Genomic DNA, 25,984 nt, shown 5'->3' on the forward strand with positions numbered 1-25,984 from the left:
CGGCGCCCTTCCAGCGCGGGTCGACCAGGTCCAGCGGCGTCAGTGGCGGGTTGGCCCCGGCCGCTGCCACGTCGTACAGATAGCTGAAGGCGATGACCATGCCGGCGATCCAGGCGCCGTCGGGATCCCGGAACTTGTTGTACAGCTTGCCGAAGCCGGCCGGCTTGTAGTGCAGCAGCCGGCCCTCGCGCTTCCAGCGGGTGAAGTCCTGCAGCGTCTGCAGCTGCACGACGTCAGGGACCAGGGTGTCGGTCGCCAGCTGGTTGTCCACGCGGACGTCGTGGTACTTGCTGTAGTCCACGATCAGCTGGAGGTCGATCGCCGGGAACCGCTGACGGAAGGCCGTTCGCGCGCCCGCGCCGCTCCCCGAATCGGCGAGGTCTCCACCCGCGTAGACCACGAGCTTGCCGCTCTCGGCGAGAGCGTCCCGGTACAGCTCATCGAGGGTCCTGGTCTCCTCGCGGCCGGAGCCGCGCGACGAGTCGGCGGGAGCGGCCGCAGCAGTGGAGGCGGTGGCACCGAGCGTGCCGAGTCCGAGCGCGGCACCCGCTCCGGCGGCGAGGAAGCGCCGCCGACTGGGAAGGCTGGTCACTGGTAACCCTTTCTGGGCGTTGGACAGAGAAGGGAACGCCGGCCCTTCGGAACGACCAGGGCAAGCATTCACCTGACAAGACAGTATCTGCTTTGTCAGATACCGGCGAGCACAAGTAATGTGAGTGGTGCTCGCGCATTCGCAGCGGACTGCGGCGTCGAAGAAGTCCACGAGCCCATGCACTTGTCCGGTCGACCTGCGGTGAGTGTCCTTTTCGGACAACACACGGCAAGCGGACCGAGCGCTTTCCGGCGACGATCACCGGTCACGGAGCCAGCGTCCGCCGCGGTCTGCCGAATATTGGCCCCGTGCGCCGACAGGCGCCTGCACGACACCCTTAGCGAGACGGACGAGTTCCGATGCCACGTCGAGCGGCGAGATCCGAGATCGACCCGCGAGAGCGGCTCTGACACCGCAGCTGCACATGATCGATGGTGAAGAGAGACGACATTGGCCAGCCACACACCGGCGATTGACCACACGGGACACAGCGCATGACGCCGCGGGACGACGTCGCGATCGTGGCGGAGAAGTTGATCGCAAGGGTGGCGGCGAAGGATTCGGTCGGACTGGGTCTCCTGTTCGCCCCTGATGTGACGTGGTGGACGACCCCGATACCCAGTCCTCCCTGGCCCACTGAGATCCGCAGTGGCCGGCAGGTCGAGGCGTTCGCGCTGGGTTGCCTGTCCGTCTTCGACATCACCGCGATCACGATGCGACGCGTGGCCGTCGACGCTGACGACGCCGTGTTGCTGGGACGGCTGCACGGACGCGCTCTGACGAACGTTGCCGACTTCTCCTGCGACTTCGTGGTGTGGCTGACCGTGCAAGGCGGTCTGATCACCGGATTGCGCCTGTTCTTGGACACCCTCGCGATCACCTCGGCACTGCGTGCTGGTCACTGAACGTGCACACGAGATTCCTCGGGTATCACCAGAATGCCTTCGAAGCCAGGTGACCGCTGATGGCAAGATTGCTTATTTCAGGGAGGCGAGGCTGATGACGGGACAAAAGGTGTCCGACGTGCCTCAACAAACCGCGCGGAAAGAAGTGGATGAGCCGCCGGAATCACTGTGCACCATGCTCCGTGAACTCAGAAGCCGGCACGGGCTGAGCCAGTGCGGCCTGGCCGGGCAACTCAACGATGCCTCCGGCAACAGCAGCATCACCAGGGAGAACATCTCCCGCTGGGAACGCGGCAAACGCATACCAGGGCCTTACTGGCGGAAGTGGCTTTGCGCCGTGCTCGACCTGCCGCAGCAAGACGTGGACCTGGCGGCCGCCGTCGCCCGTCGCACCCGCCGGGCCTGACCACGACCACCCCTGTGAAGCGGTGTGACGCAGGGAAACGCCGCTTCGAATGCGGGCGCTCCGGCGTGCGGCCGCCGGAGCCGTCCGCTGGAAGGGTGCCATGCCTGCCGGAAGCACCAGTACGAATCACACGAGGGCCGATCTTCTCGCCGCAGCGGCGGTCGTTTTCGAACGAGACGGCTATGCCCGCGCGAAGGTTTCCGACATCTGTCGTGCGGCCGGGGTCACCAAAGGCGCGCTGTACTTCTATTTTTCGTCGAAGAAAGCTCTCGCCGCGGAGGTGCTGAACCGGCAGACGCAAGAGTGGAACCACGCGCGGCGGCAACTGTCGGTGGCACGTCACAGTCCACTGCAGGTTCTGGTGGACCTCGGCTACGCGGTGTCCCTCCGCACCGGGCCTGATCTCACCACCGCGGGCGCACACCGTCTGCTCTTCCAGTCGCCTCTGTGCGAGGAGTTCGCCGAGCAGCAGATCGACCAGTGGATCGGGGTCGTGTGCGACCTGCTGCTGGCGGCGCAGAGCGAGGGTGAGCTGTACGCCGATCTCGACCTGCGGCAGGCCGCGGCAGCGGTCATGACGGCCCTGATCGGGATGCGGGTCACGTTGATCGCGATGACCGATTTCGACGACGTGACACAACGTGCGGCCGCGGTGTGGCGGATGTGGATTCCGGCGCTGGCGCCACCGGACGTCCGCCGCACGCTGCGACTGCAGCCGCCTTCCAGCCACATTCACTCCACAATCACCGATACGCGCTGGGTGCTCGTACCGGAGTCCGGGTAGGAGCCGATTGAACGACCTGGCGAATGGGCACCGCACCAGGGAACGCCTGATAGCCGCGAGCATCGAGTTGTTCGACCGCGACGGGTTCCCGCGCACCTCCCTGGACGCGGTGTGCCGGAAGGTGAGGGTCACCAAGGGTGCCCTCTATCGTCACTTTCCGTCCAAGCGCGCACTTGCGGCGGCGGTTGTCGAGGAGTACTTCCAGATGTCGCACGACGTTCGTGCCGCGGTCGAGGCTGTCAGCCCGACCCCGCTGCAGGCGCTGATCGACCTGACGTACCTCATGTGCCGGCTGGTCTGCACGGATCGGACGGTGCGGGTGAGCGTGCGTCTGCTGTTCACCAGCGAGCTGTTCGATCTGCTGGCGGGCACGTACTGCGTCAGCGTCGCCGCGATGATCCGCGACCTGCTGCGCGATGCCGTCGAGGTGGGCCAGGTTCAACCGGACGTCGATGTCCGCGAAGAGGCAGAAGGCCTCATGATGATGATCATCGGTGGGCAGCTGCGCACCGTCGTGTCCGCTGACAAGTCCGATGTGGACGGTCAGCTGACGATGTTGTGGCGGGGTCAGGTCGACCGGCTCGTGCCGGCCGAGCAGCGCGACCGTCTGCGCACCCAGCCACCACCGTTCGACCGCGTTGTGGACTGAGACCGCTAGCCGGCGGTGCGGATCGGTGCGACCGGCCGGGCTCCCCCGGCAGCGAGGAATTCCGCCACGGGCAGGGTCGCGGCGCCCAGTGCGACCGACTCGGGCCCGAGTTCGCACAGCGCGATCGACGCCTGGGCGAACGGTCTGCGCAGGGCGTGGCGCGCGGCTTCTTCCCGGATCTCGGGCAGCAGACGCGAGCCGAGCAGGAGTCCCGCCCAGCCGCCCACCAACACCCGCTCGGGGTTGAAGAGGTTGATCAGGCTGCCGATGCCGATACCCGCGTGGCGTGCGACCTCACGAAGCACTTGCCGCGCTGGTGCGGTGTCCGAAGCAACCAGCGACCGCAGCGTTGCCTCCTCGTCCGCGGCGACGGTGCCGCCCAGCGCGCGATACCGGTCGACGACGCCCTTGGCGCCGATGTAGGCCTCCAGGCAGCCGAGCGCTCCGCAGCGGCACTTCCGGCCGTCGAGGGCCACCGTCGTGTGCCCCCACTCCCCCGCGCCGCCGGACGTGCCTCGGTAGGGCACGCCATCCGCGATCACGCTCGCGCCGACGCCGGACCCGATCAGCGTGATGACCGCGTCGTCGATGCCGCAGCCGGCGCCGAACCACAGCTCGGCCTGGCCGGCCGTGTTGGCGCCGTTGTCCAGGTGCAGCGGGACGTCCGTGTCCGCACGCAGCATCCGTTCCAGCGGAACGCCGTCCCAGCCCACGGTCTGCCCGTAGACCAGTCCGTGCTCCACCAGACCCGGCAGGCCGATGCCGACGCCGAGCACGTTGCCCTGGCCGGCCCCGCATTCGGTGAGGCAGCGCCGGAGCCCCGCGTGGATCCACCGCACGACCTCGTCGGCCGGGTGGTTGCCGGGCCGCAGGGCGAACTTCGTCGTCGCCAACCGCCGCAGTGTCAGGTCGAACGCCTCGACCAGCACGTGCGTCTCTCCGACGTCCACTCCGACGACGACGGCGTGGCGGGGGTTCACCCGCAGGAGCACCCGCGGCCGTCCGCCGTCGGAGTCGACGTGTCCGGCCTCGACCACGACCCCGTCGGCGATCAGCTCGCCCGTCACGTTGCTGACCGCCCCCTGGCTCAGGCCGGTCACCTCGGCGAGTTCGTGCCGGCTGCGCGGGCCGTCGAGGTACAACGCGCGCAACACCCGCGCCCGATTGCCGGCACGCAGATCACGGACAGTCAGCTTGCCCCGGTGCACGGTGTCCTCTCCTCACGTCGGCACGTGTTGGCGCCGTGTGGTCGTCATGGCGTTCAGCAGCGTGCCGTAGGGCGCGGTGAACCGGACCCCGCCCGCTGTCACGCTCGGCGTGATCGAGGAACCGAGGTGCCCGTTGCGACCGGTGACGAGCGCATCGGTGACCACACCGTCGGCGAGCCGGACGAGGGCCGCGCCACCGGCACACAGATCCAGCGCGACCGAGCAGGACGTGCTGGTCTCGACGCGAACGGTGCCGCCACCATCGGCGTTCGCGAGCACCGCGAGGTGGTCCACGCCGCCGGGACACCGGCGCAGGTACACGTCGGCGACTCCCTCGACGACCCTCGCGGCGGGCGGCGCCCATTCGGTGACCCGCCGGGCGGCGACGTCCGCTGCGTCCACAACGGACGGATCCGGCCAGTGCAGGACCCGGTCCGGGTCCGCGGAACGGATCACGTCGTCGAGCAACAGGCACGACCTGCCGTGGAGGTCGAACGCCGGCATCTCGCCGACGAGGATCAGCCGTCCACCCTCCGCGACGTGACTCGCGAGCAGTCGTTGTTGCGGGCGCGGCAGGTAGCGCCACGTCGGCACCACCAGCGGAATACCCGTGACCCGGCCCGACGCGCGTCCCGCGGCGTCGGCCGGATCGGTGCCCGGATCATCGAGATCCCACAGGCCGAAGTCGAGCTGGTACCTCCGGGCCGCGTCGTGCCAGGCCCGCAGGAACTCCCCGCACGCGGGCACCGTCCAGTCGTTCCTGCGGCCCGCGAGTCGTGCGTTCCACGCGGCGGCGGCCGCGTGCGGCGCCCAGTAACCGATCACCGCCGACCGCACGGGACGGCCGATGGACCATTCGGTTCCGTGGCGGCGCAGGTAGTCCGCGAGCGCCCGCGCGGCCATCGCCTTCTCCGTCTCCTCGCCGTTGGCCGCGATCGGAGCGCAGTCCGGGTAGGGCCGGTCGTGGAAGCGGTCGAGGTCGGAGTCCCAGGTGCTGGTGGCGACACCGGTGTAGAGGTTGTAGCCGGTGGCGCCGCAGGCCAACGCGAGCACAGTCTGGTGCAGGCAGGTCGTCGGATCGGCGAACGCCTTCTCGTAGAGCACCGAAAACCCCCAGTTCTCCTCGTAGTTGCAGCCGGGCGCCAGTTTGGCCGCGATCACGTAGCGAGCACGGGACTCGTCGTTCTCGGCGACCGGTCCGACCCAGTTGGTGAAGCCGTAGCGCACGCCGGCCCAGCGCCACGGCTGCGTCCGGGCGAGCCAGGAGTCCAGCGCGCCCGGACCGGCGGCGGGCGGGTTCAGGTTCACCACGGTGGGCACTGCCGCACCGACCGTGGCCGACCATCGCCGGAACAGTTCGGCGAACCGCTCGGCCTGCGTGTGTCCCCACGCCATCCGTTGCAGCGGATCGATCTCGGCGGCAACGGTGGTGGGAGGAGACGGCGGACCGCCGCCGAGTGGAGCGTGCAGCCGGTGGTGGGCGGCCAGCGCGGATGCGCTGAAGTCCATGTCCCACAAGCCGAGCGCACCGTCGGTGTAGATGCCCTCGTTCGCGATCTGCACCGCGACGATCGGACCGTCCGGCGCCGAGTGCGGCCGCACGAGTTGCTCGCCGACCGCTCGCAGCCAGGACAGCACGAGTTCGTCGAACACCGGGCACAGCGGCGCGGGCAGTGGCCAGTCCACCGGCTTGCCGTCGGGCCCGCAGCGCGAGCCGGACCAGGTTCTCGGCGCACCGGAGACGTCGAGGACCGGTTCGATGCGCCGGTCGTAGATCGGCGACACCCAGTCGGGCAGGCCGCCGTAGTTGGTCTCGGCGTGGATGAACGGCCCAGGCTTGACCACCGCGGACAGACCGGCCTCCGCGGCGAGCCGGACGAACCGCGCCGCGTCGCGTCGGGGGTCGGTTCTGCCGACCAGATCCGGAGGCCGCTGCGCCAAGGGCTGGTGGTGTCGCCACGGCACGTACGTCGTGACCGCGTCCACTCCCATGCGTGCCAACGCGAGCAGCCGGTCGCCCCAGTTCCTCGGCTCGTCCCGGTAGTACGGGTAGTCGGCGGTGACGAACGGCCGCGGCTGCCCGTCCTCGATGAACCATCCCCCGCGCATCGACGGGATCTGAAATGACGTCGTCACGTGCATCCTTTCGACAGTTCGACTTTCGAGGTGCGGGGAATGGCCGGGGTCAGCTCTTCAGCCCGGTGAGCTGTATTCCGTCGAGGATCCTGCGCCCGAACACGAGGAAGATCCCGATGACGGGCATCACGGCGATCACCGCGCCCGCCATGACCAGGTGGGGCTGTGCGACCCGACCGGCCGCGAGCGCCTGCAACGCGAGCGGCAGGGTGTACGCGTCCTGATCCGAGAGGATCACGAGCGGCCACAGCAGTTCGTTCCAGTGGAAGATGAAGCTCGTGATCGTGACGACCGCGAGCGCGGGCTTGGCCAGCGGCAGCGCGACCGACCAGAAGATCCGCAGCCGCCCAGCCCCGTCGATCATGGCCGCTTCCTCCAACTCCCCCGGCAGCGTCAGGAAGAACTGCCGGAGCAGAAAGATGTCGAAGGCCGAGACGAGGCTGGGCACGATGACGCCGGCGAGACTGTCGCCCATGCCGAGCTCCTGGGTGACGAACACCTTGGGGATGAGCAGGGCGATGCCGGGCACCATGATCGTGGCCAGCACGACGAGGAACAACGCGTCGCGTCCGGGAAACGGGATGCGGGCGAACGCGTAGGCGGCCAACGCGTCCAGCAGCAGCTTTCCCGGGATCAGCACGACCGCGACGATCACGCTGTTGAGCAGGGCCACGGCGAACCCGCCGAGATCGAGGACCTGGAGGTAGTTGGCGAAGGTGCCCGCCCACTGGCCGGTTCGCGCGTCCGTCGGCAACAGGCCGGGTGTCGGTGTGAACACGTCCTGCGGCTGCTTGAACGACGTCGCCACCATCCACACGAACGGCGCCAGCGCGACGACGACCCCGCCGATCAACAGCACGTGGGCGGTGGCCCGCAACGCGATCGGCGCATCGCGGCGCCGTTGTCTCCTGCGTCGCGGTGCGGCCAGGTCCGTCGGTGGCGCGGTCACGACCGCGGTTTCCACGGCGTCCGCTGTTCTGGCAGCGCTCATCGGCTCACCCTTCGTACTGTCGCGGAACCAGGCGGAACTGCGCCGCGGTCACCAGCAGGACGGTCACGAACAACAGAACGGACATGGCGCTCGCCGCACCCATCGCACCGTTGCGGTAGCCGAACAGGTAGAGGTGCAGGACGTAGCTCAGGCCGGAACGCTCCGGTCCGGCGTTGCCGCCGAACAGCACGTAGACGATGCCGAACACCTGCAGGGCCGCGATCACGCCGGTGACGACGAGGTAGAAGGTGGTGGGACGCAACAACGGCAGCGTGATGTGCCCGAGTTGCCGCCACCGGTTCGCACCATCCACTTCGGCCGCCTCGTAGTAGGTGCGCGGGATCCCCTTCAGACCGGCGAGGAAGATGAGCATCGCCGTACCGGACTGCCAGGCCGCGATGAGCGCCAGTGCCGGGATCACCACGCCGGGGGTGCCGAGCCAGTCGGGCCCGCGGACGCCCACCACCTCGAGCCCGGCGTTGATCAGACCGAACTGCGGGTCGTAGAGCCACTTCCAGATCGCCGCGACCGCCGCTTCCGCGGTGATCACCGGCAGGTAGAAGACGAGCCGGTAGAACGCCTGCCCCCGGCGGAGGAGATCGATGAGGTAGGCCTGCACGAATCCGGTCACCAGCGACGCGGGCACCGACAGCAGCGCGTACAGGGCGGTGACGCGAACCGACTTCCAGAAGTCCGAGTACAGGTCGGAGTCGAAGAGGATCTCCTGGTAGTTCCGCAGTCCTGCCCAGCGGGCAGGGGAGATCATGTCCCATTCCGTGAAGCTGAAGTACAGCGCCGCCCCGGCGGGCACGAGCATGAACACCAGGGTGTGCAGCATCGCGGGTGCGGTGAAGGCGAAACCGGCCAGCGCGTCCCGCCGGCGCCGATCCCACGAACCCGATCGGTGGACAGCGTTCACTGCCACCCCAGCAGCTTGCGGGCCCTGACCGCGGCGTCCGCCAGGGCGTCGGCGGGTGACCTGCCACCGTCGACGCCTTCCTCGATCGCCTTGGCGAGGTACTCGTCGTTGATCTGGATCCACTCCGGCACAGCGGGACGCGCCTGAGCGGTCTCGAGCTGGTCGACGAACACCTTGAACGCCGGATCGGTATTGATCTTCGCGGCCCGCGCTGACTTCCTGTTCGTCGGGAAGTTGCCGGTGATGTTGCTGAACTCGGCGTTGTGCGTGGCGTCGGACAGGAACCGCAGCCACTTCCACGCCGCATCGGGATTGCGGGCCTTGCTGAACACCACACCGTTGTCCCCGCCGATGTTGCTCGCCGCGACGTCCTTTCTCGGCAACGGCGCCACACCGAAGTCGAGCTGCGGGAACTGCTGCCTGATCGCCAGCACCTCCCACGGGCCGGAGAACATCATCGCGGCAAGTCCTTTGTGGAACGGGTTCTCGCTGTTGGTGATCTGGCGCGGCGAGCTCTCCAGCAGCTTGCGCCACATCGCGAGTGCTTCCTGCGCCGGCGGATCGGCGAAGGCGATCCTCCTGTTGCCCTCGTCGAGCATCGTGCCGCCCGCGGAAGCGACGAACGCCGGGAAGACCCAGGCTCCGAAGCCCTCACCCTTGGGAACGTTCACTCCTGCGAGGTCCGGGTTCTCCCGGCGCACCCGTGCGGACTCGGCGACCAGCTCGTCCCAGGTCACCGGCGGCGTGCTGATGAGTTTTCTGTTGTAGAACAACGCCACGGTGGTCTGCTGCAGGGGGATTCCGAAGAGCTTCCCGGAGATCTTGTTGGTGCGCAGTGCGCCGTCGTAGAAGTCGGACTCGGTGATCGTGCCCGCCGGGACCTCGGCGAGCTGTCCGGCGTTCGCGTAGCGGGCCATCAGCGGCTGGTCGAGGTAACCCGCATCGGGGCCGCGGCCACCACCCAGTGCGGAGGAGAGCTTGGTGTTGTAGTCGTCCTTGGGAATCTCGGTGAGACGGATGGTGATCGTGGGTTCCGTCTCCTCGAACCGCTTGAGGAGTTCCTTCACCTGCTTGGACTGCTCCGGGGTCGGTTGGTAGTACCAGAACTCCACGACCTTCTCGTCCGTCGGCGGGTCACCGCCGCAAGCGGCCGACGCCGCCAACGAGACCGCTGCGGCGGTCGCCGCGACCCACTTGGCGAGAGCTCTCATCGTTCCTCCTCGTGGTCACGCAGTCACACTGTCCACATAGAACCGCTGCCCCCTGGCGACGTGGTCGTCGGAGATCGCCATCGCGAGGTGCACTCGTTCCACCCGGCCGAGGTCGACCCCGGCGAACCGGGACGGCCGGACGCACACCGTGGTCCACCGGTTCGCCGGAACCGGGTCCGGCACCAGAACGTCCGCCTCGACGCGGTTGACGTCCCGGACTCCGAGCCGCACCTGGTACCCGCCGACCGAGGCGAGCACCCGCGCCCGGAGCTGGGCCGCTTCGCGCAGGTCGACCGGGTGGCGGTACAGGTAGATCCCGATACCCGGCCACGAGCCGAGGGCGGTCATCCGCACGGCCGACCGATCCGAACTCGGCATGACCAGGCGGTCGACGACCGCGTTGTGCATCGGGTGCGCACCGTCCGGGCAGGCGAAGTCCGCCAGGGTTCTCGGGTCCTCCGGAAGTCCACAGTGGACGAGGGCGAGCCCCGGGGACGAGCGCGGTCGCGCGGAGCACAACGGCCCGGTGATCGCGGAGGAGACGGATCGGTATCTCGACTCGAGTGCGTCTCGCACCGGCCGCCGCCGCTGCCTGCTGATGTCGCTGAGACCGAAGGTGTTGACTCCGGCGATCGGTGTGCGCCAGTCGTACGCCGCCCACCAGATGCTGCCGACGAGCCAGCCGTCCGGCCGGGTGGCGAGCCGGCGTTCGTACACCGGCCAGGTGTGGTCGAAGACCTGACGTTGCCGATCCGCCAGCGCGTCGTCCTCCTGTGCCCACATGCCGAACTCGGCGACGAGCACCGGCTTGTCCGGCCACGCGGCGTGCGCCTGGTCGAGGAACCGCTCGGTGAGATCGGCCTCCGCCCCGGCGTCGGTGGATCCGAAGACACCGAAGTAGGTGGTCCATCCCGCCACGTCGACCAGGCTCTGCGTGGGGTCGTGCGGGCCTGGCCTATCAGCCGCCGCGGCCTGGGTCACCAGCCGGCCGTCGTCGTAGCACCGGAGATCGTGGACGACGCGACGCAGGAACTCGGCGCGGTGCTCGACGCTGATCGCCTCGTTCGTGGCGCTCCAGAACAACACGCTGGGCCGGTTGTAGTCGCGGAACACCATCTCCCGCCACATCTGCTCGGCTGTCCCGCGGTGCAGCTGGTCGGCGAAGTGGTAGGTGTCGAACCACCAGGTCGGGATCTCCTCGACGACGGCCAGCCCGACCCGGTCGGCGACGAGGTAGGTCAGCGGGTGGTTCGGGTAGTGAGCGGTGCGCAGCAGGGTCGCGCCCGTTTCGCGGATGTCGACCAGGTCGTCGATCACCCGCTGCGGCGAAGCGACGGTACGTCCGGTGTCCACCCAGTCCTCGTGTCGTGCGACGCCGTGGAACGCCGCCTTGCGCCCGTTGAGCAGCACGGCCGGTGAGTCGGCGGCGACAGCGACGGTGCGCAGACCGATCTGCGTGGCGAAGCTGTCGACGACCTGCCCGCGGTCGATCAGTTCGACCGTGAGCACGTAGAGGTTCGCGGTCTGCGGGGTCCACAGCCGCGGCTGGTTCACCACACCGGCGAACCGGACCGTTCCGTCGCCGGTCTCCGGGTCGATGACGACCTCGTGCGGCCCCTCGCCCCGCCACACCGCGGGCGCTCCCTCCAGGTCGGCCGGCGCCGAGGTGCCGAGCAGGCGGCGCGGAACCACTGCCTCGGCAAGCCTCGCCCGGACCGTGAGGCCGGCACCGGCCGCCGCGTCCGTCCGGTCGACGACGACGGTCGCCACGAACTCCGCACGCTCGGGCGGATCACCGATCACGGTGGTGGGGACGACGTCGACCCTCGCCACCGAGACGGCGGGCACCCGCTCCAGGTACACGTCCTGGACGACCCCCGTGTAGTTCCACCAGTCGGAGAGCACCGCGGGCACGATGTCGGTCCGGCTGTCCCAGGGCGGGTTGTCCACCCGAACCGCGATCAGGTTGTCCCCGTCCACGACCGCGTGGGTGACGTCCAGGCTGAACGGGCTGTAGCCGCCCTCGTGGCAGCCGATCCACCTGCCGTTGAACCACACGTCGGCGATGTAGTTGACCGCGAGGAAGGTCAGCCGGACCCGTTCGCCACGACCCGGTGCCGCCATCGGCACCACGCGCCGGTACCAGACTCCGTCCTCGTACCGCTCGGTCACGTTCTCCGGCAACGGAATGCGGTGCGTGCACCATCCACTGTCGTCGTGGTCGACCCGGTGCCGCCCTCGCCCTTCCTCCTCGATGGCCGGCAGTGACACCCGCCGGTCGGTCAGCGAGAGCTGGTGGTCCACGGTCGCCCGTTCGGCTCGCCACACACCGGCGAGGTCGACGAACTGCCTCGAACGCTGCCGCTCGATGCCCGGCATCGGTCCGCCGTACGCATAGGGCACCACGAGACCGTTCAGCCGGCGCAGCTCGACCGTCGGAGCCAGGGTGCCGGCTCTCCACGACACGAACGGCGAATCCGGGTGCTGATGCCGCCGCACCGTCCCACCTCATCTCGGTCCACCACGCGGTCAGCCCACCAAAACCAGACCATAGTTCAAGACTTATAATAAGTCGAGTGCGTATCTCCCGGTGATCAAGAGTTCGAAGCCGGACGACCGCGTCCGCGCACCCCTCCCGGCGAGCTGCCGGCAGCACCACAACAGCGTCCTACTGACCTCGAAGCAGCGTCAGGGGGCCAATTTGTGAGCGGAGAAGCAAACCGTGACCCGCGTCATAATTTCCCACTTGATTCATCGAGTGAATTTACTGCGGCGTAACATTATTTTTCGCATTGGACCAGACCGCTTCGCCAGCCATACCGCCGGTATCAAACCCACGGACTAGTGACTGAAGCTCAAAAGTGCCGATACTTTTCTGTCGGGTGCAGTGAATTCACCTGCAGCCGCCTCCTCGGATTTCGTCCCGAAGGGAATATTGTGTCGGTCAATCAGGTCAGTCGCCGTGAAGGCGCGGCCGCGGTCTTGTCACGGCCACTCGTGTACGAGGCTGAAAGATGGCGTGACATCGCGTGGCACGTGCTGGGCGTGCGCGGCCGCCGCGCCAGCCGGACCGTGGTCGCGGTGGTCCGCCTGATGGAGCTCGCCCAGGTGGAGGCCCGGTTCGGCAGCGATGGCGTGGACACCGTGCTCACCCAGCTGGCACATCGGATCACGCCGCAATTGGCACCTCGCGAGCGAATCGGGTATTCGGGCAACGGAAGTCTCATGTTGTTGCTACCGGACACGGCCACTCGCCGGGTGAAGGCCCGGTTGGACCGGATCGGGCGGCAGATCTCCGCCGCCCGGTTGACCGTGGGCACCGAGCAGCTGTCCGTCACACCCGCGATCGGCTGGGCAAGCGCCGAGGAAAAGACTGACCGTAAAACGGCCGGCGCCGAAACGACCGGCACCGATGACCTCGACGCGCTGGTCGAACGCGCGGAACAGGCTGCGGGCGTCGCCGCGCAACACCTCGATTTGACACCGCGAAACTGGGCGTCCACCACTCACCTGCCGCGCAGGAAACTACTGCCCGGCATCCTGCGCACACCGCTGCAGATACTGGCCACACTGGCGATCGGATTGCTGTTGCCGTTCCTGGTGCTCGCCGAGTTCGGCAAAGCCGGAGTCGACCTGGTCGCGCCCGCGTACGTCGCGGTCTGCCTCGCGCTGGTGCTGACCGCGCTGGTGATCAGGTGGGAGACCTACTGCGCGCTCGATCCGCAGCGCCCGCCGAAGGAGCCCGCGACGCCGTACCCGGCCGCGTCCGCGATCATCGCGGCCTACCTGCCCAACGAGGCGGACACCATCATCGAGACGATCCAGCGGGTGCTCGCGGTGGACTACCCGGCGCCGTTGCAGGTCGTGCTCGCGTACAACACGCCGAGAAGGCTGCCGGTCGAAGACGAACTCCGCGGGCTGGCCGCCGCCGACCCGCGGCTCGTCGTGCTGAACGTGCCCTACAGCCACTCCAAGGCCCAGAACATCAACGCCGCGCTCTCGGCGATCACCGGTGAGTTCGTCGGGGTCTTCGACGCCGACCACCACCCCGACGCGAACGCGTTCAGCCGGGCGTGGCGGTGGCTGTCCCACGGCGCGGACGTGGTGCAGGGGCACTGCGTGATCCGCAACGGCCACGAGTCACCGGTGGCGCGCATGGTCGCCGTCGAGTTCGAGTCGATCTACGCGGTGAGTCATCCCGGTCGCACGCAACTGCACGGCTTCGGTCTGTTCGGTGGCTCCAACGGGTTCTGGCGGACAAGCGCGCTGCGCGAGACCCGGATGCGCGGCGAGATGCTGACCGAGGACATCGACTCCTCGATCAGGGCGCTGCTGGGCGGCAAGAAGGTGGTCACCGACCCGGCGTTGCTCAGCCGGGAACTCGCGCCCACCACACTCGGTGCACTGTGGAACCAGCGGATGCGATGGGCCCAGGGCTGGTTCCAGGTCTCCTGGCGGCACCTGCCCGCCGTGCTGCGTTCCAGCACGCTGACCACGAAGAACAAGATCGGCCTGCTGTACCTGCTCGGCTGGCGGGAGATCTATCCCTGGATCTCGTTGCAGATCATCCCGTTGCTGGCCTTCATCGCCTGGCACGACGGCGCGCAGGCCATCGAGTGGGACATCTCGATCTTCGTGCTGGCGTCGCTGTTCACCCTGTCGGTCGGGCCGGCTCAGGTGCTGTTCGCCTACCGGCTCGCCGCGCCCGAGATCCGCAGGAACCGCCGATGGTTCTGGTCCTATCTCGCGGTGTCGCTGTTCTTCTACACGCCGTTCAAGAACCTCATCGCGCGGGTCGCGCAGGCCAAGGAGCTCTCCGGCGAACGCCGCTGGGTGGTCACACCGCGGACCGCTGCCGTGCCCGCCGCGATCGCCGGGGAGCGCGCGTGATCCGGCCTGGAAAGCCCGCGGGCACCGACACCGCTGTCACGGCAACCGGTATCGCACACGGCCGGTTCTCAGTCGATGCGATCAGGGCATTGGCCGCCCTGCCGGTGTTGATCTTCCACGCCTACCAGTACAGCCGCTACGGCCCTGATGCCGCCTGGCCGCTGGACGGCGTCTGGCATCGGATCCTGATGGCGTTTCCCTTTGGTGTGGACCTGTTCTTCGTCCTCTCCGCGTTTCTGCTGGGCCTGCCCTACGCCAGGGCCGCGCTCGACTCCGGCCCACCTCGCCGTGCTCGTGTCGTGCTGCTGCGGCGAGCGGCGAGGCTGCTGCCGCTCTACTACATCACGGTGCTCCTGGTGTGGGGCTTCACCAACCCGACACTGCCGGGTGACTGGCGGGATCTGTTGCTGCACTTGACGTTCACCCACGTCTACAGCGACGAGAAGATCTTCTTCAGCAACGGCCCCGCGTGGTCGCTCGCCGTGGAGATGCACTTCTACCTGCTGCTGGTGGTGATCGGCACGATCGCACAACGCCACGTGCCCCGGCTGGAGTCCCGGCGGGCGCGCCTGACCGCCCTGTACGGCGGGATCGCGGCGCTGGTCGTGATCAGCAACGCCTACCGCTGCTGGGCCGTGTACGTGGCGGACGCCCACTACGAACAGTGGTCCTACTGGTTCAACCCGCTCGCCAAACTCGACGTGTTCGCCATCGGTCTCGCGTTCGCCGTCCTGATCGCGGACGGCAGGGAACTGCGCACCAAGCCCGCGCGTTGCGGCGTTGGCCTGGCCGGCGCGGGCATGATCGTGGCCGTCGCGCTCACGCAGCCACTCGGCACGCCGATCAGCACGTGGTGGCATCCGCTGTTCGCGCTCGCCGCCATGCTGTTGATCGCCGCCTCGGCCATCAGCGACGCCGGCTCGGTCCCCGCGGTGCTCCGGTGGCGGCCGCTGGTCTGGACCGGGGTGATCAGCTACAGCGTGTACCTGTGGCAGGAACCGATGCTGCGGCTCCTCGACAGTGCCGGCCTGCTGCCCGCACCTGGCCAGCCGCACACGTTCCCGGTCGCGGGCGTCGTGCTGACGGCCGTGAGCCTGCTGGTGGCGTGGATCAGCTACTGGTTGGTCGAGCAAACCGGTCTGAAGATCCTCGCCGCGTTCGACCGGGAAGGCCGGAAACGGGACTACTACGCGGAGTCGTGACGCTTGCCGGCGCGGTGGGTGATCCGGTCACTCGGCGTCGAGGCGCCACCGGTGGTGAGGAAGTGTTCGACCGGGAGCGTGGCGGCACCCATCGCCACCGCGTCCGGCCCCAGCCGGCCCAGCTCGATCGACGTCTGGGCGAACGGGTGATCGAGCGCGTGCTCCGCGGCGGCCGCGGTGATCTTCGGGAGCAACCGCGATCCGAGCAGGAGTCCCGCCCAGCCGCCCACGATGATGCGTTCCGGGTTGAACAGATTGATCAGGTTGGCGATCCCGGCGCCGAGATACGTGGCGGTCTCGTCCAGCACCTCGGCCGCGACCCCTCCGCGCTCGGCGGTGTCGAGCAGCTCGGCGAGGGCGGCCTCCTCGCTCACTCCGCGCCGGCGACGACCACGCCTCGCCTCCTGGTACCGCTCCAGCACGGCCTCCGCGCCGACGTACGCCTCGAGGCAACCACGGGCCCCGCACCGGCACCGCCTGCCACCGACCTGGACCGTGGTGTGCCCCCACTCACCGGCGCTGCTGGTCGCGCCGCGGTAGGTGGTGCCGTGGGTGATGATGCTGGCTCCCACACCGGAGCCGATCAGCACGACCACCGCGTGCCGGCAGCCGCGACCGGCGCCGAACCACATCTCGGCCTGCCCCATGTTCTTGGCACCGTTGTCGATGTGCAGGGGAAGATCCGTGCCCGCGCGGAGCAGTCGTTCCAACGGGACCGCGTCCCAGCCGAACGTCTGGCCGTGGACCAGCACCTCCGCGCCGTGCTCCACCACGCCCGAGACGCCGATGCCAACGCCGAGGACGTCGCGTTCGGAGACACCGGCCTCGGCGCACACGGCCTTGATCCCGGCCAGAATCCGGTCCACGACGAACTCGACGTCGTGCCCGTCCGCCAGCTCGTAGGACACCTTGGCGCGCAAGGTCATCGCGAGGTCGAAGAGCTCGACCCGGACGCAGGTCTCTCCCACGTCGACCCCGATGACCGAGCGGTGCCCGGCGTTGACGCGGAGCAACACGTGGGGGCGCCCACCGTCGGAGTCCATCGAACCCGCCGTGATCACGACACCTGACGCGATCAGGTCGCTCACCACGTTGCCGACCGTACCCGCGCTGAGGCCCGTGAGCCTGCTCAGCTCCTGACGGCTGGCGGGACCGTCGAAGTAGAGCTGCCACAGGATCACGGCACTGTTGCCACGACGCAGGTCACGTACGGTGCTCCGCTGGTGCGGTACCACGCCCACCTCTTTTCTCACCGGCCCACAGTATTGCCGATCAAACGACTGGCGCCGAGTCGCCACGTCGTTGACCTCCACTTTGCCAGCACGTTAAATTAACACTTGAAATAAGTGTTTGGCCTCGGACGATGACGCCCGACGACAGGCTTCCTCAACGGTTGGCGTGCAGCCACAAGCCGCACCCGCCTCTGTCGGCCCCTCGGTGCCCAGCCGTGCCGAGTTCTCGAACCCCCGCGGAAGATCCCGAGGAGGAAGTCGTGCACACCCGTCTGGATTCCAGGCGACTACGGGTCGCCCACGTCACGACCGCTGTCGGCCTCGCCCTGTTCGGCATGAGCGTGCCAACCTCTGCCGTGCCAACCTCTGCCGTGCCACGCTCTGCCGTGCCGGCCGAGCAGCACGCCGCCGATGCCGGAGGGGTCGGCTCGTGGATCACCACAGCCGATCGCTCCCAGTTGCTCAACCCGCAGCCGGCCCTCGCCTTCCGTTCCGGGTCGACCGGCACCGCGGACACGATCACCATCGACCCTGAACAGACCTACCAGACGATCACGGGGTTCGGGGCGTCCTTCACGGACTCCTCCGCCTGGCTGATCTGGAACTCGCCGCATCGCGACTCCATCATGACCACACTGTTCGACCCGAGGCAGGGCATCGGACTGAGCACGGTGCGCCAGCCCATTGGCGCGTCGGACTTCTCCCGGTCGGCCTACACGTACGACGACGTCCCGAAAGGACAGACGGACCCGAACCTGACCCGGTTCTCCATCACCCACGACGAGCCCTACGTGCTGCCCCTGCTCCGGCGCGCCAGGGAGATCAACCCGCACACCACGTTCATGGCGTCGCCGTGGAGCGCGCCGGCGTGGATGAAGACCAGCGGCGAGTTGGTCGGCGGCAGTCTGAAACGCGAGCACCACCAGGTCTATGCGAACTACTTCGTCAAGTTCCTGCAGGCCTACCGGGACGCCGGTGTGCCGGTCTCCCTGGTGACACCCCAGAACGAACCGGAGTTCTCGCCCGGGAACTACCCGGGCATGCTGATGTCCGCGCAGGATCAGGCGGACTTCATCGGCGGCGCGCTCGGTCCGGCGATCGAGAGGGCCGGGCTGGACACCCGCATTCTCGCCTTCGACCACAACTGGGACCGGCCGGGTTATCCGCTCGACGTGCTCCGCAACTCGACCGCCGCCCGGTACACGGCGGGCTCGGCCTTCCACTGTTACGCGGGTGAGCCGGGCGCACAGACGAACGTGCACAACGCGTTCCCCGGCAAGGACGTCCACTTCACCGAGTGCTCCGGAATCAAGACCGGCGACGAGGCGAGGACGTTCGCCGACACGTTGAGCTGGCAGACCCGCAACCTGATCATCGGCGCCACCCGGAACTGGGCGAAGAGCGTCGTCCTGTGGAATCTGGCGCTCGACCAGAACGGCGGGCCGACCATGAACTGCACCACCTGCACCGGTGTGGTGACGGTGCAGGGCAACGGCACCGTCACCTACAACGCCGAGTACTACGTTCTGGGTCACATCAGCAAGTTCGTGAAGCCCGGCGCGGTGCGCATCGGCTCCAACACCTTCGGTCAGGGCAACATCGAGAACGTCGCCTTCCGGAACCCGGACGGTTCCACCGTTCTCGTCGTCCACAACAGCGGGTCCGGCACCCGGACCTTCGACGTCACCTCCACCGGCCGGCACTTCAGCACCTCACTGTCCGCGGGCGCGGTCGCCACGTTCACCTGGTCGGCCGGCAGCACTCCTCCGCCCGGCGGCGGAGAGTCCGCATTGGACCGGTCAGGCTGGCGCGTCAGCGCGTCGTCCACTCCCGCCGATGCCTGCTGCACCGCGGACACCGCCGCGAAGGCGATCGACGGCACCTCCTCCACCCGATGGTCCACAGGCCTTGCCCAACAGCCCGGCCAGTGGTTCCAGATCGACCTCGGTACCCCGCGGAAGCCAACCAAGATCGTTCTGGAGAACGGCTCCAGCACCGGAGACCATCCGCGGGGCTACGCCGTGCACGCCTCCGACAACCCGTCCTCCTGGGGCGACCCCATCACCACCGGACAGGGCAGCGACCCGACCACCACCATCCACCTCCCCGCCATCACCGCCAGATACCTCCGCATCACCCAAACCGGCAACACGGGCAACTGGTGGAGCATCTCCGAGCTGAACCTCTACTCCCCCGCGACGTAGGCCTGGTGCGGCGGTCGTGGCGTCGGGTACCGCGACCGCCGCAAGTTCCTACGAAGATCCGCTGGCGATGGCCTTGGCGGGAATCCCCCATCCGTTGTTCACCGCGGGCTCCTTCGCCCACTCACCGAGCCCGTGGTCGCAGCCGAACACGTCGGTGATCCGACCGCTGGCGTGCCAGTTCTTGTAACTGCGGACCACGAAGAGCGGCCCGATGTCGAGGCGGTCGAGGTTGTACGGGAGGACTCGCAACCGGCCGGTGTAATTGGGACCTGACCACACGCAAAGCTTGTAGTACTTCCCCACCTCACAAGGCGGCCCCGGCTCCGGCGGCGCGGCCTCGGCGGGCGCGGCCGCCACCAGTGCGATCGCCCACGCGATCAAGGTCGCCTTGAGGGTGAACCCACGAGAGCTGAGCACCGAACAAACCTCCAGGAAAAGTCCGGAATGGACAGAACCCCACACCTGTTTGCTTCCGACGACTTCGTCGAATTCCGCGGTAAAGTTTGGCGGCATGTCCGGCTTCATCGCCTGATCGCCTGACCCGCTTCCAGCTTGGCACGGAAGGCGTCTCTCAACCCAGGGGCCGCTTTCGCCGAGCCGGGAGAAACAGCTCCCCGACTCCGTGCAGAACGTCCAAAGTGGACTTCCCTTCGGTCCGCACAGTGGAAGCGGGCACGAAGGCGCGGGATCCCCGCACGACGAGATCGAACCGATCTTCGCCTGATCATCATTTTCATGATCAACAGGCGGATGAAGGGGCAAGGAGGAGGCGCAGGCTCCTTCATTCTGCCGCATTTCGTGTCAGTTGCCAGCGGTCCGCGACGCGGTCTGCATGTTCCCGGTGAGGGGTTCCGGTCGCCCTCGGCTCCGCAGATGGCCGGCCCGTGGATGCCGAACTCCGCGCCGAGCCGTTGGCCCGCGGTGATCATGCAGGCATCGGCGGCAGTGTTTTCTTCGACGCGCGTGACCCGCCGGGTCCCGGGAATGGGGGGCGATGTCGTCGCCGCGGGTCAGCAGCCACGCCAGCGCGGTCTGTGCCGCGATGGAGCGCAATCCAGATGTCGCGGTGCCCGATCCCGGACCGGCAGGTACCGAGGGCACGAAGGTGATCGCAGAACTCCGCCCTGCGAGCTGACCGTGCCGACGCCGAGAACCCCAGGCAGCGCCGGCCGGGGACGAACACGACGTGTCGTGCACACGGCCGGACGTCTTGCGCGTGTGCTGCCAGCCGGCACCGAGGCACGCGATGATCGAACGTTGTCCGGACAAGGGAGTATCGTTCCCAGAAAGTGCCCTGGACCCGGCATGACGGCATCCGACCGGGGGATTCCCATGGCGCATCTCGATCAGCTTCCCGCTACCACGGCGATCGCGGGGATCGCGGGGATCGCGGGGATCGCTGAACCCCACCAGAGCACGGTCGCGTCCATCCAGCACGCGGCCGGGCTGGGCCTGTTCAGCGCGGCGGAAGCCGAACTGGTCATCGACCGGATCCGCGCGCTCACCACCGGGGACCCAGCGCAAGCCCTTCCAGTCAGTCCTAATGAGACAGTCGCGTGACTGCCGTGTCCGCGAACGTCCGGCCGCGGGCGATCCGCCCCACCTGTGCCCGGCACGACGTGTCGCACGGCCAGATCGACAATTCAGCCGGAGTGATCTGGATCTTCGACGAGCACGACTGGGCCTCGGCGGTGCGCTCGACCATCCACCTCACAAGCAACGGACAGGCGCAACCTGCCCGATCAAGGAGATGTCCCATGACACCCCTCCTCCAACGCGTACCGGCGGACCATCCGGCACGCGCAGCTGCTGTCCGGCCAGACTTCCAGTCAGATGGGGAGGTTCTGACTGGCACGGTGTGCCAGGCCCCGCCAGACGTGGTCGTACTCGCGGTGTGCGGCGAGGTGGACTCGTCCACCAGCCCGCTGCTGCGTGATCGTCTCCTCGAGCAGTTGCGACCCACTTGCCCACAGCTGGTGGTAGACCTCACCGAAGTGAGTTTCTTCGGTGCAGCCGGTATCACCGTCCTGGTCGCTGCCAGGGAAGCAGCGGAGACGGCGGGGATCAGGATGTGTCTGGTCGCCCGTACGCGCGTGGTGCTGCGGCCACTGACGATCACCGGACTGGACAGCGTGTTCGACGTCTGCCCCGACATCGCCCACGCCCGGCTGCGCATGAGCGAGGTCGCCGCGCAGATCATCGATGGGTCCCTTGACGATGACGGCATCCTGCCGCGGCCACGCGCGGGGCACGGTGCACCACCCCCGGCGTGACCTCGGAAACCAACATCATCAACAACGTCGTCTACCTGGACGGGCGGCAAGCCGCGTCCCCGGCCACGCTGGCCGACACCTTCCGAATGCTGGAGCGGCAAGCCGACAGCGTGGCCTGGATCGCCACTAGTTCGGTGAGCTGCACCTGTTCGTGGGTCCCGATTTCGTGCTCACCGTGCGGCACAACGACACACCGGACTTGGCCGGCGTGCGGCGCGGATGGTCGCGACGATTCCGGTGATCGCGCGGCGCAGCAGGTTCAGTGCCGGGGTACCGAGGCCGGTGGCGAACTGCCGGGTGCGCTCAAGCAAGATCCCGACAGGGCCTCTGCCTCCGCGAGCATCCGCGATCATGTCCGGCGGCCGGGTCGCCAGCTGTGTGCCCTGCTCGGCCAGCGGTATGGCGAAGAGGGTGAGCACACCGCCGGATGCCAGGAAACCACGAGGAACACGACCAGCGTCGCCAGCGAGCGGCGGCACCACCTCACCTGGCTCTGCAGCGAGTTCACCACAGGGTAGAGCGCGACGGTGAAGACGGCCGCGATGAGCATCCACACGAGCACTCGTTGGAGGTGCATGACGAACACCACGGCCACAGCTGTGTCCAGGGCCGGCCCGATGGTCGCGAGGATGGTCCGTGCAGGAACCTTGTAGGCGCGCTGGTTCGGCAGCATGCCGACCCCCCCGTCCCGGTCGGCGGACAACCGTTCACGGGGGACGCCGAGGACGGCTCCGGTCCGGCTTCGGCGAAGTGCTCCCGGTACCGCCGAACTCACGCCGTGGGCTGTGCGGCGCCTCTCTACGTGCGTCAGGCTTTGCCGGCCTTCATCATCCTTGCGACCTCCGGCGATCGCGCGATCACCTGCTGCGCGACGTCCGACAGCAGCTGGTTGCTGTTGCGGGCGTAGGTCCGCAACAGGGAGAACGCGTCCGCGACACCGATCTGCAGGCGCTCGGTCAGGATGCCCTTCGCCTGCTCGATGACGATGCGGCTGTTGAGCGCGTTCTGCAGCTGTTCGGTGACCATCTCGCTGTGCCGCAGCGCCCGGACCTGCAAGATGCTGATCGTCGCGACGTTGGCGAAGGACTGGGCCAGCTCGACCGCGTCCTCCGGAATGGCGCCGGGCGCGGTTCGGAACAGGTTCAGCGCGCCGACGATCTGCTCGCGCAGTCGCATCGGCACCGCGTGGACGGCGGAGAATCCCTGTTCGCGTGCCGCGACGGTGAACCGGGGCCAGCGCTGCGGCTCCTGGTTCAGGTCGGCGCACGCCACGGGCTGCCCGGTGTGGAAGCAGTCCAGGCAGGGGCCCTCCTCGTCCTGCAGCTGGAACAGCTCCAGCATCCGGGCCTGTTCGGTGGACGCGGCCACCAGGTTCAGCGCACCTCGCTGATCAGCCAGCAGGATTCCGACCGCGTCCACCTCGAGCAGTTCGACGCAGCGTTCGGTCAGGGTGTGCAAGAAGTCGATGGCGTCGAACTGCAGCACCAGCGTGTCCGCCAGCTCGACGAAGGTCTGAGTGATCCGCCGGTCCAACACGTGACTCACCTCTGTTTCTCATGGTTGGTATCCGGGGTGAATCTCAGTCTGCGCGCGACCACGTCGGCTGCCACCTCCGACAGACGCAGGCCGCTGAGGTACGCATGCGCACGCAACCGGAGGAACGCCTCACCGAGATCGGTGTCCAGCTGCACCGACACCATGCCGGTGGCCTGGTGCACCACCGCCCAGCGCCGCTCCGGCTCAGCACCCCACAGATCAGCGCCGTCCGGCGCAGCCGGCGCCGCGGACCGGCCGAGCAACAGCGCTGTCGCCGTGTCCGCGAACAGCAGCGCATCCGCGAGCTCATCCGGCGACAACGGGCCGTCGACGTCCCGGCAGATCTCCAAGGCGCCCAGCGCGATCGCGCCCAGCGTCAAGGGAATCACGAACACCGCCGCCACCCCCGCCGCGACGGCGGCCGGGGCGAACACGGGCCAGCGCTGCGCACTCCACCCGTTCGTCAGGTCGGGCACCAACACCGGCTGGTTCTGCCGCAAAGCCTCCGATGCGGGCCCCTCCCCCATCGTCACCTGCAGCTCGGCCATCTCCTCGCCCGCCGTCCCGACGACCTCGAGCGGTTGCGCGGTACCGGCCAGGTAGACCCCGACGCCGGCCGCGTTCAGGCCGGCCCGGCAGGCAAGACACACATGACGGACACCCATGGGCTCCTGGTTCGCTCTGGCCATCTCATTGATCACCACGAGCAAGTCGAGATGCCGATTCGTGCCCACGCTGGTCACTCCTCGCCATTGTGATCTCGTGCGAACGAAAGCCTAGCCCTAAGTGACCTGCCAAGCGGGCGGACGCGCGAGATCAGGTGGTTCGACGGATGTCGGCGCCCAGAAGGAGGAACGCGTCCTGACCTCGGGTGCTACTCCTGCGCGGGCAGCCGGGGCACAGACCTCAGCGCGCGGTTGCCGCGTGGTCCAGTCCGGGTCTTGGCCTCGTCGACCTGACGGACGAGTTCGTCGCGTACCTCGTTGAGCGCCTCTGACAGGTCGCGCTCCGACGACGTGACGACCAGATGCACGCGGGGAGTGCGGTTGATCCAGCATTCGAGGGTGACTTGCTGCTCGACGCCGTGGCGGTCCGTCACGCTGACTTCCAGTTCGATCTGGTCGTCGCGGAACGACCGCAGCCGCGAACCGAGTGCGACGAGGCGTTCCAAGACCCATCCGCGTTCTGACGCGAGGAAGCCGGTGGCGAGGTGCAGGGCGACAACAGCGGTGTCGTCCCGGGTTTCCTTCATGCGATTACCAGTCCTTTGTAGATGGTTGTGCTCGGCGGACACGGCGGCGCGTGCAAGGTTCGCGCTGGCCGGGCCTGGGCTGCGCCCGGCGCCATCGTCCGATGAAGGACATCACTCCGGCTCAGGGCACGCCATGAGCTGGGAACGGGCGCGACCGTTGGAGGAATGGGCTGGGCAGTGGCCGACGGGGCCGTGTCGGAGGATTGCGACTGCAATGGTGGTCGCGGTGGAGCTTTCGCATGACTACTTCTGCTCCTGGAGCAGATTGTTGTACGAAAAAACCTCGGCTCGCGTCCAACGCGTTACCGAGGTCTTGAGCAACAACCCATGACCTACTCCTCCGAGATGTTCCTGTACACCTCGGTGACTCGCACGGCTCTGTCGTGAACTGCGGTCTCTTGAGAATCTTCTGCCGATTCCCGATGGCGTAAAACAGGTGGACGGGCCGCATCGATCAGTACCTGTCGTTGTCGTACGGGGCTCGTGGCTGGACGGTCGGCGTCGGCGCGGACCGCAACGGTGTTCACGGACCGGTGGTGGCGTAAGTGGCAATGCGCGTGGCGAGTTCCTGCGCGCCGGCGTGGGTGACGTGCCGTTCCGCTTGCAGGCCGAGCGGACGGATGCGATCGCGGACTCGTGTCGAGGCCAGGGTCTCGGCGGATGCCAGCGCGCGGAATCCGATTTCGACGCCGATGTCTAGGTCTCGGTCGAGCAGGTGGTTGATCGACAGCAGGACGAGGCTGAACACACGGCTGCGGGCCATGCCGTCGTCGTAGTCGTCGATCGCTTCGATGAGCAACGGAATCGCGATTCGGGTGTGGCGCGGGCTCACTGTTCGCGCGAGATCCGTGTGCACGGCACCGGCCACGGCTGACAGATCGGTCGTGGTGAAGAACCGGGCCCAGTCGGGCACCTGGGTGTGGTCGGCGGTCGCGAACTGGTCCCGGCCACGGTCGAGCTCGGCGAGTGCCTGGTCGCCGGCCCCGTGCTTGGCATGGGTCCACGCCGAGTTCACCGACAGGATGCTGGCCGCGATCTCGTTGCCAGGCCGGGTCGCCGCGAGCTGGCCGAGCCGGAAGTAGTCCAACGCCTCGTCAAGGCTCTCGTGGTGCAGGCATACGCGGCCGAGCCGATAGCAGATGTTGGCGACCAGCCCGTCGTGCCGGCCCCACCCGGCGAACACAAGTGCTTGGGTGAACTGCACGCGGGCATTGCTGACCAGACCGGCGTCGAAGCACACCCAGCCGGCGAGGTTGTGCAGGTCGGCCAGCGCGACGTGCAGCCGCCGCCGCACTTTCTCGGTGGCTGACGCGTCGAGCATCGGCAGCGCCTCCCGCATCCGGGCGCGGACCGCGTCGAGACAGGAGTCACCGCCTTGCCGGTAGTCCAGCGCGCGCAGAGCGTGCGTGTCCGCCTCGAGCCGAACGACGTCGGAGACGTCAATCGATCGCGGTGAACGTTCGTCAGCAGGAGAGAAATCCGGGATGGCCATGGCGGCACTCCTGACAGCGGGACTGAGAAGTGGGCGCCGCCGGGGGCCAGAGCGGGTAACGCAGCCATCTCGCCGATGACCGGGTCGTCACCGGGCCTGGAG

Annotated in this window: 23 protein-coding genes; 11 read left to right on the top strand and 12 right to left on the bottom strand. The window is 68.0% G+C overall.

Annotated features, from left to right (window positions below; all coding sequences use genetic code 11):
* Nucleotides 1-169 precede the first annotated feature (169 nt).
* The 5 genes from G7043_RS48665 (at nucleotide 170) to G7043_RS29675 (ending at nucleotide 3,336) form a co-directional block, all read left to right on the top strand.
* Nucleotides 170-598, top strand: a complete 429-nt coding sequence (locus G7043_RS48665) for a hypothetical protein (RefSeq protein WP_242642823.1) — start codon at nucleotides 170-172, stop codon at nucleotides 596-598.
* Nucleotides 599-1,086: 488 nt separating this feature from the next.
* A complete protein-coding gene (locus tag G7043_RS29660; protein WP_166051176.1) occupies nucleotides 1,087-1,497 on the top strand; it encodes a nuclear transport factor 2 family protein in 411 nt (136 codons plus the stop codon).
* A 49-nt stretch (nucleotides 1,498-1,546) separates the two neighbouring features.
* On the top strand, nucleotides 1,547-1,903 hold the full coding sequence (locus G7043_RS29665) for a helix-turn-helix transcriptional regulator (protein WP_313888146.1): 357 nt from the start codon (nucleotides 1,547-1,549) through the stop codon (nucleotides 1,901-1,903).
* A 100-nt stretch (nucleotides 1,904-2,003) separates the two neighbouring features.
* Nucleotides 2,004-2,687 carry a ScbR family autoregulator-binding transcription factor gene (locus G7043_RS29670; protein WP_166051179.1) on the top strand — a complete coding sequence of 228 codons (684 nt, stop codon included), beginning with the start codon at nucleotides 2,004-2,006 and terminating at the stop codon, nucleotides 2,685-2,687.
* A 7-nt stretch (nucleotides 2,688-2,694) separates the two neighbouring features.
* Nucleotides 2,695-3,336, top strand: coding sequence for a TetR/AcrR family transcriptional regulator (locus tag G7043_RS29675; protein ID WP_166051181.1), 642 nt, complete (start codon nucleotides 2,695-2,697; stop codon nucleotides 3,334-3,336).
* Between the two features lie 5 nt (nucleotides 3,337-3,341).
* Here G7043_RS29675 and G7043_RS29680 read toward each other — a convergent pair whose 3' ends face one another.
* Genes G7043_RS29680 through G7043_RS29705 form a run of 6 tightly spaced genes read right to left on the bottom strand, consistent with a single transcriptional unit; the run spans nucleotide 3,342 to nucleotide 12,300 of the window.
* Nucleotides 3,342-4,544, bottom strand: coding sequence for an ROK family transcriptional regulator (locus tag G7043_RS29680; RefSeq protein ID WP_166051183.1), 1,203 nt, complete (start codon nucleotides 4,542-4,544; stop codon nucleotides 3,342-3,344).
* A gap of 12 nt (nucleotides 4,545-4,556) precedes the next feature.
* The gene (locus G7043_RS29685) at nucleotides 4,557-6,680 is read right to left on the bottom strand and encodes a beta-galactosidase (protein WP_166051186.1); all 2,124 of its coding nucleotides are present in this window, start codon (nucleotides 6,678-6,680) and stop codon (nucleotides 4,557-4,559) included.
* Between the two features lie 49 nt (nucleotides 6,681-6,729).
* Complete coding sequence (locus G7043_RS29690; RefSeq protein WP_166051188.1) at nucleotides 6,730-7,671, bottom strand: carbohydrate ABC transporter permease; 942 nt, start codon at nucleotides 7,669-7,671, stop codon at nucleotides 6,730-6,732.
* A 4-nt stretch (nucleotides 7,672-7,675) separates the two neighbouring features.
* Nucleotides 7,676-8,596, bottom strand: coding sequence for a carbohydrate ABC transporter permease (locus tag G7043_RS29695; protein ID WP_166051190.1), 921 nt, complete (start codon nucleotides 8,594-8,596; stop codon nucleotides 7,676-7,678).
* A complete protein-coding gene (locus G7043_RS29700) occupies nucleotides 8,587-9,801 on the bottom strand; it encodes an ABC transporter substrate-binding protein (protein ID WP_166051192.1) in 1,215 nt (404 codons plus the stop codon). Before G7043_RS29700 ends, G7043_RS29695 begins: the two co-directional genes overlap by 10 nt.
* 15 nt (nucleotides 9,802-9,816) lie before the next feature.
* Nucleotides 9,817-12,300, bottom strand: a complete 2,484-nt coding sequence (locus G7043_RS29705; RefSeq protein WP_166051194.1) for a glycoside hydrolase family 2 protein — start codon at nucleotides 12,298-12,300, stop codon at nucleotides 9,817-9,819.
* Between the two features lie 483 nt (nucleotides 12,301-12,783).
* On the opposite strand from G7043_RS29705, the gene G7043_RS29710 reads away from it, so the two are divergent.
* Both G7043_RS29710 and G7043_RS29715 read left to right on the top strand, forming a co-directional pair.
* Nucleotides 12,784-14,691: a glycosyltransferase family 2 protein gene (locus G7043_RS29710; RefSeq protein WP_166051196.1), complete on the top strand. Its 1,908-nt coding sequence runs from the start codon at nucleotides 12,784-12,786 to the stop codon at nucleotides 14,689-14,691.
* Nucleotides 14,688-15,893 carry an acyltransferase family protein gene (locus G7043_RS29715; protein ID WP_207311994.1) on the top strand — a complete coding sequence of 402 codons (1,206 nt, stop codon included), beginning with the start codon at nucleotides 14,688-14,690 and terminating at the stop codon, nucleotides 15,891-15,893. Before G7043_RS29710 ends, G7043_RS29715 begins: the two co-directional genes overlap by 4 nt.
* Here the strand turns inward: G7043_RS29715 and G7043_RS29720 are convergent.
* Nucleotides 15,878-17,146 (bottom strand): ROK family transcriptional regulator, encoded by a 1,269-nt coding sequence (locus G7043_RS29720; protein ID WP_313888147.1) that lies wholly within the window; start codon nucleotides 17,144-17,146, stop codon nucleotides 15,878-15,880. The two genes, G7043_RS29715 and G7043_RS29720, sit on opposite strands and share 16 nt — an antisense overlap.
* Nucleotides 17,147-17,385: 239 nt before the next feature.
* Between G7043_RS29720 and G7043_RS29725 the strand changes: the two genes are divergently transcribed.
* On the top strand, nucleotides 17,386-19,329 hold the full coding sequence (locus G7043_RS29725; protein WP_166051200.1) for a discoidin domain-containing protein: 1,944 nt from the start codon (nucleotides 17,386-17,388) through the stop codon (nucleotides 19,327-19,329).
* Between the two features lie 48 nt (nucleotides 19,330-19,377).
* Here the strand turns inward: G7043_RS29725 and G7043_RS29730 are convergent, their stop codons facing one another.
* The gene (locus tag G7043_RS29730; RefSeq protein WP_166051202.1) at nucleotides 19,378-19,746 is read right to left on the bottom strand and encodes a hypothetical protein; all 369 of its coding nucleotides are present in this window, start codon (nucleotides 19,744-19,746) and stop codon (nucleotides 19,378-19,380) included.
* 888 nt (nucleotides 19,747-20,634) lie between these two features.
* On the opposite strand from G7043_RS29730, the gene G7043_RS29740 reads away from it, so the two are divergent.
* The 3 genes from G7043_RS29740 to G7043_RS29750 are packed head-to-tail and all read left to right on the top strand — an operon-like array spanning nucleotide 20,635 to nucleotide 22,120.
* Complete coding sequence (locus tag G7043_RS29740) at nucleotides 20,635-20,889, top strand: hypothetical protein (RefSeq protein WP_166051204.1); 255 nt, start codon at nucleotides 20,635-20,637, stop codon at nucleotides 20,887-20,889.
* Nucleotides 20,890-20,894: 5 nt separating this feature from the next.
* Entirely contained in the window at nucleotides 20,895-21,602 is a 708-nt protein-coding gene (locus tag G7043_RS29745) for an STAS domain-containing protein (protein WP_166051206.1), read from the top strand.
* A complete protein-coding gene (locus tag G7043_RS29750) occupies nucleotides 21,599-22,120 on the top strand; it encodes a hypothetical protein (RefSeq protein WP_166051208.1) in 522 nt (173 codons plus the stop codon). The genes G7043_RS29745 and G7043_RS29750 overlap by 4 nt, the downstream gene beginning before the upstream one ends.
* A gap of 289 nt (nucleotides 22,121-22,409) precedes the next feature.
* On the opposite strand, the gene G7043_RS29755 is transcribed toward G7043_RS29750, so the two are convergent.
* The 4 genes from G7043_RS29755 to G7043_RS29770 form a co-directional block, all read right to left on the bottom strand.
* Nucleotides 22,410-23,138 carry a GAF and ANTAR domain-containing protein gene (locus G7043_RS29755; RefSeq protein WP_166051210.1) on the bottom strand — a complete coding sequence of 243 codons (729 nt, stop codon included), beginning with the start codon at nucleotides 23,136-23,138 and terminating at the stop codon, nucleotides 22,410-22,412.
* 5 nt (nucleotides 23,139-23,143) lie between these two features.
* Nucleotides 23,144-23,872, bottom strand: coding sequence for a GAF and ANTAR domain-containing protein (locus tag G7043_RS29760; RefSeq protein ID WP_166051212.1), 729 nt, complete (start codon nucleotides 23,870-23,872; stop codon nucleotides 23,144-23,146).
* A gap of 140 nt (nucleotides 23,873-24,012) precedes the next feature.
* The gene (locus tag G7043_RS29765; protein ID WP_166051215.1) at nucleotides 24,013-24,390 is read right to left on the bottom strand and encodes an HPF/RaiA family ribosome-associated protein; all 378 of its coding nucleotides are present in this window, start codon (nucleotides 24,388-24,390) and stop codon (nucleotides 24,013-24,015) included.
* A gap of 523 nt (nucleotides 24,391-24,913) precedes the next feature.
* Entirely contained in the window at nucleotides 24,914-25,882 is a 969-nt protein-coding gene (locus G7043_RS29770; RefSeq protein WP_166051217.1) for a transcriptional regulator, read from the bottom strand.
* Nucleotides 25,883-25,984 lie beyond the last annotated feature (102 nt).

This window comes from Lentzea alba, from assembly GCF_011067745.1.
In the GTDB taxonomy this organism is placed as follows: domain Bacteria; phylum Actinomycetota; class Actinomycetes; order Mycobacteriales; family Pseudonocardiaceae; genus Lentzea; species Lentzea alba.

Excerpts from the sequence above, each read along its gene's own strand:
- G7043_RS29660 (WP_166051176.1), top strand. The coding sequence starts at position 1,087 with ATGACGCCGCGGGACGACGTCGCGATCGTGGCGGAGAAGTTGATCGCA.
- G7043_RS29740 (WP_166051204.1), top strand. The coding sequence starts at position 20,635 with ATGACGGCATCCGACCGGGGGATTCCCATGGCGCATCTCGATCAGCTT.
- G7043_RS29700 (WP_166051192.1), bottom strand. The coding sequence starts at position 9,801 with ATGAGAGCTCTCGCCAAGTGGGTCGCGGCGACCGCCGCAGCGGTCTCG.
- G7043_RS29670 (WP_166051179.1), top strand. The coding sequence starts at position 2,004 with ATGCCTGCCGGAAGCACCAGTACGAATCACACGAGGGCCGATCTTCTC.
- G7043_RS29770 (WP_166051217.1), bottom strand. The coding sequence starts at position 25,882 with ATGGCCATCCCGGATTTCTCTCCTGCTGACGAACGTTCACCGCGATCG.
- G7043_RS29690 (WP_166051188.1), bottom strand. The coding sequence starts at position 7,671 with ATGAGCGCTGCCAGAACAGCGGACGCCGTGGAAACCGCGGTCGTGACC.
- G7043_RS29765 (WP_166051215.1), bottom strand. The coding sequence starts at position 24,390 with ATGAAGGAAACCCGGGACGACACCGCTGTTGTCGCCCTGCACCTCGCC.